Here is a 7602-nt window from a genome sequence, read left to right on the forward strand (position 1 = left end):
GCAAGCAGTTATTAAACGTTTCACCTTTGAGGAAATAAAATGAACAGACAACATAACATTAACATTGGACTGCAATGGTTTCAAGAGCGTCGCCGTCAAGCTAATGCAAGCTTTAACGTTGCTGTTGGTTTTGCTGGTGCAACTGCATTATTGAGCGTTGTGTTCGCAATATCTGTATGTATGGGCAAGACTTCAGAAGCAACGGGAGCAGCAGCACTGGGTTTAACGTCAGGTGCGGTTAGCGCATACTGCTTTAAGCTCTCGGATGATGCCAACAAACGCTTAGACGCAGCGGTTAAGGAGCTATTAGACGACGAGTAAGCAAAACGCTGTCATTTTGAGCCGATTTTAATTGGAGAAAACAAGGAACGCACTTACTTACGCCCCGCCTAGTATGTGAATTTTGTTCCGGCTTAGGTTCCAACTTAGGGCGCTTTCGCGTCCTTCTAGTTGGAATGTCTTCGGGTTTTCTCATTTGGAATAAATCACCCACGTCAGAGCCAAAGTAGTTGCACAGGGCTATGGCAACGCAAGTGGGTTAACTTTAAAGTCGGCGAACGCTGCCTTGGGACTTGCGGCGGTTGAGGGATTTTGAATAAGGCGTACACCGAGGGTCTTTCTTTCAAACATAAAACAAAAGCTTTCGTAGGGGCGCCTTCACGCATTCGCGTCTCTACACAAATATTGCCTCACCCTTAGCAAAGTGCAATTCTAGTTCTATGAGCGCTCTTGTTTCAACACAAAAACCATCTGTTGATTGTTATTCTCAGGCGGGAATACTTAGAAATCGCGCTCCGGTAACTTCTGCGCCGCCAAGAAGCATCGAATATTTAAAACACGCTTACTAAGTGGAAGCTTAAAAACCACCGCACTCCTTGGATATACTAGACCCTCAAAAATATCTACGCTGACCTGATGGGCGAACACAAAGTGAATCACCCTCAACCCACACCAGAACAACTAGCACTGCTAGCAGCAGCACTCGTCAGGCGGGAGATTTTGGACTTGTACCAGCAATCAGATGAACTATGGATTGTAGACACGGGAACATCTGCGAACGCTTGGTGGGAATTTTCAATTAATTTCACTACTGCTTCTGGGTAATAAATGACACATAAGCAATCTGTTGCTTATTTAACAACTTATAATGACAAGCATAAAAGCTATATAACTATGACCGAAAACCAACCTACCGATTACGCTGCTATACTCCGCGCTCTTCATCAAACTCCTGTCAAACCACCTGATTGGCTATCGGTGAGCAAACACGTCTACTCTCCTGAATATGGAGTAGGCGAAATTATGGCATTATTGGGTAAACGGCTAATTGTAAAGTTTATTGAAGAAGTTAACCCCACTCAATTTACGGATTGGGAAGTTGCAATTACCCAAGGACAAATTCAGCAAGCAAACACATATCTGGAACTATCTACTTATGAAAGTGAAAAAAGTGATTTATCCGCAACAAATGCTTTGCTTTTCCAGCAAATACCTGAGTTAAAATTTCAAGCGATCGCTCTTGAATTAGCTTCATCAATTGTGGTAGTAGACATTAAAAACGCCTTTGGCGGGATAGTTCACCCCATACCAACTGATTTACCACCACACCTACGTATTGCGCTTGCTAGTTGTGGAATTACTCAACTTTATTCTCACCAACTAGAAGCACTGAAGAAATTACGTGCGGGATTTGACTTGAGTTTAGTTACTCCTACTGCTTCAAAGAAAAACTATGAAGCTACAATATCCCCATCTTAGAATCCTGCCACAAACAGCCCCAAACAACAGCATTGTATATTTTTCCACTCAAGGCACTAGCGCTAGACCAAATTCGGAAGTTACATCACTTAGTACGAGCAATACCGGGTAGCCGTATCAAAATAGGTTTGATGACCGGGGATACACCAAAAGAAGAACGAACGAAATTGTTTATTCCCCATCCCCCAAATATTTTAGCGGTTAGCCCTGACTTATTACACCACTTTTTATACAACGTGCGCCGTCGGGAGTCAGGGCAGGGGTGGCGACTGTTTTTAAGACAATTGCGCTATGTTGTGATAGATGAAAGTCACAGTTATTTAGGGGCATTCGGCGCACACTTTGCCAACCTTATGCGACGACTACAATTAGCTGTGGATGCGGTTGGTGGTAATTCCGACTCATTACAGTTTATCTGCGAAACGCGCTACAATTGGTAATCCCCAGGAAATGGCTTTACGCTTGGGCGGGCGAACCGATCAACCACAAAGGCTACACTTAATTGAAAGTAGCGGGGCTCATAGTGCGGGGCGTACTTTATTGTGTCTTGCTCCTAGCAGTGCGGCGAATGTTGATGCCTGCAAAATTATTTTAAGTTGGTTGCAGCATGATTTAAGCGGAATAGTATTTTGCAATTCCCGTGCTGCGGTTAAAGGATTGATGGGACTAATCCAACGTGAAGCTCAACGCCAAGGATTTAGTTCCAAAGCAAGTTCGGTGGCGGTATTTTATAGTTCGCTCACGAGCGATCGCCGTCAAGAAATTATCCAAAAACTGCGAACTGGAGAAATTAAGGTAATAATTTCAACATCTAGTTTAGAAGCTGGAATTGATTTACCCGAATTGGATTGTTGTTTATTACGCGGTTTTCCTGGTAGCTTAATGTCATTTTGGCAACGAGTAGGCAGAGCCGGACGCAAACAACATGGACTGGTAATATATCTACCCCTAGCGCAAAACCCCATTGATGTATACTACGCCAAGAATCCAGAACAGTTGCTATCGAAAGAAATAGAATCAGCTGCATTTAACCCAGATTACCCAACAATTTTAGGCAAACATCTTGAGTGTGGTTGTGTAGAAAGTGCTGTTAGTTTACAAGAGCTGAATCGCCGTTTTGGTTATGTTGCTCTTGCTGTAGCAGATTCTCTGTTGCAGCAAAATAAACTTTATTTAAGCAATAACGGTAAGTTGTGGGGTAAAGGATATCCACATAAAGATGTAAACATTAGAAGTACGCTAAACACTCAAATAAAACTTGTAGATAAGCATACGGGAGAGACAATAGAAAGTATGTCACTTCCCCTGGGAGCAACGCGATTTTCTGAAGTTGGACAAAAAACAAGCGATCGCTAAAATCTATATTTAAGTAAAAAGTTATTTTTATAACATAAAATACACATAAAAGCACGAGAATTAATCTTGATGAGTTATCTCAAAAAGATTACTGGGAGGTAATTTGGTAATAATTTCGCTTTAATGTTTAGTATTAATTATTACAAAAACCCGATGACGAGGGAGCTTATGTATAAAATTTTTCAAGCACTGCTGGGATTAAGGAAAGAATTAAAAACAGAGTTACAAAAATTGTCCCAACTATAAGCGCACCATTGACATCGCAGGTGTAACATAATCTCTGCGTTATTTTGAAGCCAAAATTTACTGTTCCCCTTCATACGTAAGTTAACAGCCTGACGGATTAAACTTTCAACTGCACCGCTACCAAGCGGTAGCTGATGCGTTGCGACTAATTGATAGTTTAATAGTCTCCTGCGGTAAGCTTTGAGAATATAATTACGCTCTCGCACCAAAATTTTACAACGCTCTCCAGTTGCTGTTAAAATAAATTCACCCATGTTTCTCATTAAATCGAGAGCTTGACCTTTTTTTAAAGCTTTCCGAGCTTTTTTAAACCATGATTGGCGCTCATTATCTGTGTTAAAAGCAGCATCAGCAAAGTCTTGTAAATGCGATGCAGCGTGATAAAAATCTAATAATTGATAAGTGGCAGATGGACATTTTACTTTTTCTAATAAAGGCGGAATATGTTTCCAGATCCATTCAGCACCATCAGCAATAAACAATACCTGTTTAGCTTGACTTATCCCCAAATCAACTAGATACATTTCTAAGATATTTAGAAAATCTTGATAACCCGAATATGTACCGTCATTGGTAATAGGAATCGATGATGTCCTAATTTTTTTGCCATGTTCATTCACTACATAAATAGTTAACAATTTTGGCTCAACCCATTCTCCCGTGAAGCCTACTCGATTGGTTTTCAGCTTACGTCTACCTTTTTTGTTAATCCGGATTCTCGTTCTCCCACCCAACGGGAGAGCCAGTTCGACGGGACGGTACAGGCAACCGCCGACTGGACTCACCATCTACGGCAATGACAACGCGCTGGTCTTTAAGAACATTACCTGTGGGTAAACTGCCAATCTCTAAACTGGATAACTTAGATTGACGCAAATTTAGTCCAATTTTACCAAAGTAATATGTTAATCGTTCTATTCGTTTTAGACTAATATCTATACCCCAATCAATTAGGATTTTACGTGCAGCTTCAAACGAACCAGAAATTGCTCCATACTTAACAATTGTTGTTAAGACATTAGGGGTTAACCCTTCTGATATACCTAGCCATCTTAGAAATGGACAAAACCCAGATTGTGAAGATTTGCTTTTTTGATGTGATTGATTATTATGTTCAAGTACATATGGTAATTTTAAAGTCACTAGTACATTTCCAACTGTTAATATTTGTCGTTGGTAATTACCATGCTTTCTTGATTTTTCATGCCACCAACCTTGTGTCTGAGTAGTTGCTGTATTTAAAGCATCTTGAGAGTGAGACAGTTTATTTAGTAAAAGTGTTACACATTCTCCCGCTAAAATTAATGCGGTATTTCTAATTTCTTCTTCCCTATCTTTAAAAGTCTGCCCAGACCATTCGCTAAGATTTGTTATTTCTAAAAGTTTCGTAACTTTTTCTTTAAAATCTGATAGTGATTTGCTTAAATCTAGACTTGAATGTATATTTTTGTTCATGAAGTGTAGGCGTTCCCTGTTTTGACATTAAATCTCAAAACTATTACTCAAAGGGAATCCTACCCTTTTTTTATCACTATAAGAAAACTAAAGACCCATTAAAATAAATTTACCTAAGTAAATTTAAGTAGTTAAGCTATACATAAAGTATCTCTTTTACTAATCTACTGAAGTGACTTTTTAGCGATCGCTCGTTTTTTATCCAACTTCAGAAAATCGCGTTGCTCCCATCTGAAGTAGCGTTTGATGAACCATTAGTTACAAAATATCAAGCGCCTTGCGTGCGGGTGGAGATAAATGAAGCCCTGCAACAAGCGCTTTCGGTTCAGGTTAATCAGTACAAAAAAGAAATTGCTGCTGCTTTTAATGACTTTGGTGATATACCAGAGCAATTTAAAGCTTTATGGACTAGTCATCCTGATTTTGTAGCTTTGCACAGTATCCAACACCAAATAATCAAAGCAGTATCTTTAGTAGTTTTATCCTCTAGCTTAGACGTTGATGGTATGGTCATGCCTCATGAAGGCGGTACAAAAGGATACTTTTTTGATACTTGTGATGGTGGTAACGGTGCAGCAGAAGCTATTTTCTCTGATTTACCTAAATTTGCTACCAAGGCTTATACTCTCGCGGCTCAATGCAATTGTGAAGCTGGTTGTCCCCGGTGTCTTCATTCTTGTGGGTGTCCGCAGCATAATGCACAGATTGCACAAGGACTTGGGTCTATTTTTGCTTGAATCTATTAGCAATGCCACACTCATGGTAGGAAATATGCCGGGATAGGTGTGGAATGGGGCACGTTGTAAGGAAGAGGAAATATGACGATAACCGCTCAAAATTGCACTCATCAAATGACCAATATATTAGCGTATTTAGTTTAGTTTCAGTGACCAAATATCGCAATTATGAATGAAAATATACTAACAGAACCTGAAATCCAACAAGTTTTGTCACAAGTTAAAACTGCCTTAACAACACCACTCACCACTGTGCGATCGCATTTGAATGACAATTATGAGTAGCCCTCTTTCCCCTATAGAAGATCCAGACTTTTATTCGTCCATTCAGGAGAGCCTAAAAGAGCTTTCCGCTGAGTTGGGATTTCCTTTGGACGATGCATCAGTCATGGAAATATACCAGAATGCATGTGATTTACTCAGCCACGTTTCCCCATCACCCCTCACTCTTGCCCGTGTTGCAGGAACATTACTGGTTTACCAAATCGAGGACACAGAACCGGAAGAATTAAAGTGGTTTAACAACCAGGTTCAACAATGTCTGGACTCTGAAGAAGTTGAGGAGTTGATTGAATCGATACATCGCACTGATGCTTTGTGATCGCTCTATTAGGCATCGCATGAAAGAAATGCGTGTGCGCTTCAGGCGTTGCGCTGCTGCCGCCGTTGGTGCGATCGCTCCTCGTGCATAAGATGATTTGAATAATCCCTATAAGAAAGTAAATCAAGATTTTTATAAGGATAACAAACAATGACACCCATCGTTGCATTTGAAACAGCACTTCAGTTTTTGACTGTAACCTATGCAGTTTCAGCAATATTTCTGCTGCTAGTTACTCAAGTCTGTTTAGCCGCAATCGAAACATTTATAGATGATAGTACTTTCTTTTAACGATATTACTGAATTCTAAACCAACCGCCAGTATCACCACTTGCCCAACAAAGAGAGCGTGCAGCAGAAAATGTTTCATTGCAGAGGGTTTTGAACTTTTGAGCGGCACTAATATCTTTACCCTCATAACCCTTGGGGTGAAATATTCGCCCAATGTATCGACCTTGCAATCGGATTTGACCCACTACATAAATTCCACCACCAACAGAATAAATACTTCCTTCTTCGTTGCGAGAATAACAAGCAATGTAACCACCATCAAGCAACATGTATTTATTAACGGTGGGTAAAAATTTATGTTCATACCCAGGTGCAGCCGGGAGCATCCCAATTTGGCAAAAATAAAAGAATCCATATTATTCGCGATGTAGATTCGCGAATAATATAGGAATTCAGTCTTGTGGTTCTTCCTCTTCAAGCTCAGATCCAGAACTAATGTCTAGCAGACAATCATCAAGAGTATGAATTATTCTCTGTATTTCATCCCAAACAGAACGTCTAAAAACCGACATAACAGCATCAAGGTGTTCTTGAGTACCAGCTTTGCCCAAATGCTTATATTTACTCAGTTTGTTTGATGTCGCGCATTGGAAGTATGCAATTGTAGCTTGTAATTTATAGTACCAATATTTCTTCAAATTTTGACGAACTTGATAACGCGCTACCCAAGTCCCGGATGCAGCCATATCTCCCTGCTTTAATAAAAGTGCTTGTTGTTTTTCCAAGGCTATAATCGTCTTTTTAATCCGCTCAAATCGAGCTAATTTATCCAGTTGAGTATCGTTGGTTCTTGGTCTTGGCATAGAAAGACACAGAAATCTATTCGCGATTATAACTCGCGAAGGAAAACATCTTCACTTTTATGTGGTTTATTTTACATTAGGATGGGAGCTAGTTTGCCATTTAGGTAAGCACAACGCAAAGAGAGCATATATGGTATGCGTTCATACTTCCACTGCGCTCCGACTATTTGTAGTCGCTTATCGATCTGCTTAACGGCTGACTCTACTGCTCCAGAACCAATCGAGCTTAATTGCTCGGCTTGGAAGTACATATACAGCGGATTGCAGGTAGGTGTAGTACAATAAAACCAGTGGTTCAATGTTTAAGATGAAACCTTACTCCGTCGATTTTCGGCAAAAAATAATCAAAGCTTAC

The 7602-nt window shown here is 40.1% G+C and carries 10 protein-coding genes and 2 pseudogenes; 8 read left to right on the forward strand and 4 right to left on the reverse strand.

Features of this window, described 5'->3' with window-relative positions:
* Positions 1-39 precede the first annotated feature (39 nt).
* The 5 genes from AABK37_RS16160 to AABK37_RS16180 all read left to right on the forward strand — a co-directional run bounded on the left by AABK37_RS16160 (position 40) and on the right by AABK37_RS16180 (position 3114).
* The gene (locus tag AABK37_RS16160; RefSeq protein ID WP_432552581.1) at positions 40-321 is read left to right on the forward strand and encodes a TRADD-N-associated membrane domain-containing protein; all 282 of its coding nucleotides are present in this window, start codon (positions 40-42) and stop codon (positions 319-321) included.
* Between the two features lie 609 nt (positions 322-930).
* The gene (locus AABK37_RS16165; protein WP_432552582.1) at positions 931-1104 is read left to right on the forward strand and encodes a hypothetical protein; all 174 of its coding nucleotides are present in this window, start codon (positions 931-933) and stop codon (positions 1102-1104) included.
* A 3-nt stretch (positions 1105-1107) separates the two neighbouring features.
* Positions 1108-1758 carry a hypothetical protein gene (locus tag AABK37_RS16170; protein ID WP_432552583.1) on the forward strand — a complete coding sequence of 217 codons (651 nt, stop codon included), beginning with the start codon at positions 1108-1110 and terminating at the stop codon, positions 1756-1758.
* Between the two features lie 32 nt (positions 1759-1790).
* Positions 1791-2198, forward strand: a complete 408-nt coding sequence (locus AABK37_RS16175) for a DEAD/DEAH box helicase (protein ID WP_432552584.1) — start codon at positions 1791-1793, stop codon at positions 2196-2198.
* The gene (locus AABK37_RS16180; RefSeq protein ID WP_432552585.1) at positions 2146-3114 is read left to right on the forward strand and encodes a helicase-related protein; all 969 of its coding nucleotides are present in this window, start codon (positions 2146-2148) and stop codon (positions 3112-3114) included. The genes AABK37_RS16175 and AABK37_RS16180 overlap by 53 nt, the downstream gene beginning before the upstream one ends.
* A gap of 182 nt (positions 3115-3296) precedes the next feature.
* On the opposite strand, the pseudogene AABK37_RS16185 reads toward AABK37_RS16180, so the two are convergent.
* Positions 3297-4815: pseudogene (locus AABK37_RS16185) on the reverse strand (ISLre2 family transposase).
* Between the two features lie 221 nt (positions 4816-5036).
* On the opposite strand from AABK37_RS16185, the gene AABK37_RS16190 reads away from it, so the two are divergent.
* The 3 genes from AABK37_RS16190 (at position 5037) to AABK37_RS16200 (ending at position 6444) form a co-directional block, all read left to right on the forward strand.
* On the forward strand, positions 5037-5552 hold the full coding sequence (locus tag AABK37_RS16190) for a Zn-binding domain-containing protein (RefSeq protein WP_432552586.1): 516 nt from the start codon (positions 5037-5039) through the stop codon (positions 5550-5552).
* A 277-nt stretch (positions 5553-5829) separates the two neighbouring features.
* Complete coding sequence (locus AABK37_RS16195) at positions 5830-6153, forward strand: hypothetical protein (RefSeq protein ID WP_432552587.1); 324 nt, start codon at positions 5830-5832, stop codon at positions 6151-6153.
* A gap of 150 nt (positions 6154-6303) precedes the next feature.
* Positions 6304-6444, forward strand: a complete 141-nt coding sequence (locus AABK37_RS16200) for a hypothetical protein (RefSeq protein ID WP_432552588.1) — start codon at positions 6304-6306, stop codon at positions 6442-6444.
* A gap of 5 nt (positions 6445-6449) precedes the next feature.
* Here the strand turns inward: AABK37_RS16200 and AABK37_RS16205 are convergent, their stop codons facing one another.
* The 3 genes and pseudogenes from AABK37_RS16205 to AABK37_RS16215 all read right to left on the reverse strand — a co-directional run.
* Positions 6450-6770: a hypothetical protein gene (locus tag AABK37_RS16205; protein ID WP_432552589.1), complete on the reverse strand. Its 321-nt coding sequence runs from the start codon at positions 6768-6770 to the stop codon at positions 6450-6452.
* Positions 6771-6836: 66 nt separating this feature from the next.
* Complete coding sequence (locus AABK37_RS16210) at positions 6837-7247, reverse strand: transposase (protein WP_432552590.1); 411 nt, start codon at positions 7245-7247, stop codon at positions 6837-6839.
* Positions 7248-7318: 71 nt separating this feature from the next.
* Positions 7319-7501 (reverse strand): annotated as a pseudogene (locus AABK37_RS16215) (ISKra4 family transposase); the annotation flags it as partial.
* Between the last annotated feature and the right edge of the window lie 101 nt (positions 7502-7602).

The organism is Tolypothrix sp. VBCCA 56010, from assembly GCF_050875635.1.
Classification (GTDB): Bacteria; Cyanobacteriota; Cyanobacteriia; order Cyanobacteriales; family Nostocaceae; genus Hassallia.

What these genes read in the sequence shown, in the direction of transcription:
- AABK37_RS16160 (WP_432552581.1), top strand. Translation starts at nt 40, where the DNA reads ATGAACAGACAACATAACATTAACATTGGACTGCAATGGTTTCAAGAG.
- AABK37_RS16170 (WP_432552583.1), top strand. Translation starts at nt 1,108, where the DNA reads ATGACACATAAGCAATCTGTTGCTTATTTAACAACTTATAATGACAAG.
- AABK37_RS16195 (WP_432552587.1), top strand. Translation starts at nt 5,830, where the DNA reads ATGAGTAGCCCTCTTTCCCCTATAGAAGATCCAGACTTTTATTCGTCC.
- AABK37_RS16200 (WP_432552588.1), top strand. Translation starts at nt 6,304, where the DNA reads ATGACACCCATCGTTGCATTTGAAACAGCACTTCAGTTTTTGACTGTA.
- AABK37_RS16205 (WP_432552589.1), bottom strand. Translation starts at nt 6,770, where the DNA reads ATGCTCCCGGCTGCACCTGGGTATGAACATAAATTTTTACCCACCGTT.
- AABK37_RS16210 (WP_432552590.1), bottom strand. Translation starts at nt 7,247, where the DNA reads ATGCCAAGACCAAGAACCAACGATACTCAACTGGATAAATTAGCTCGA.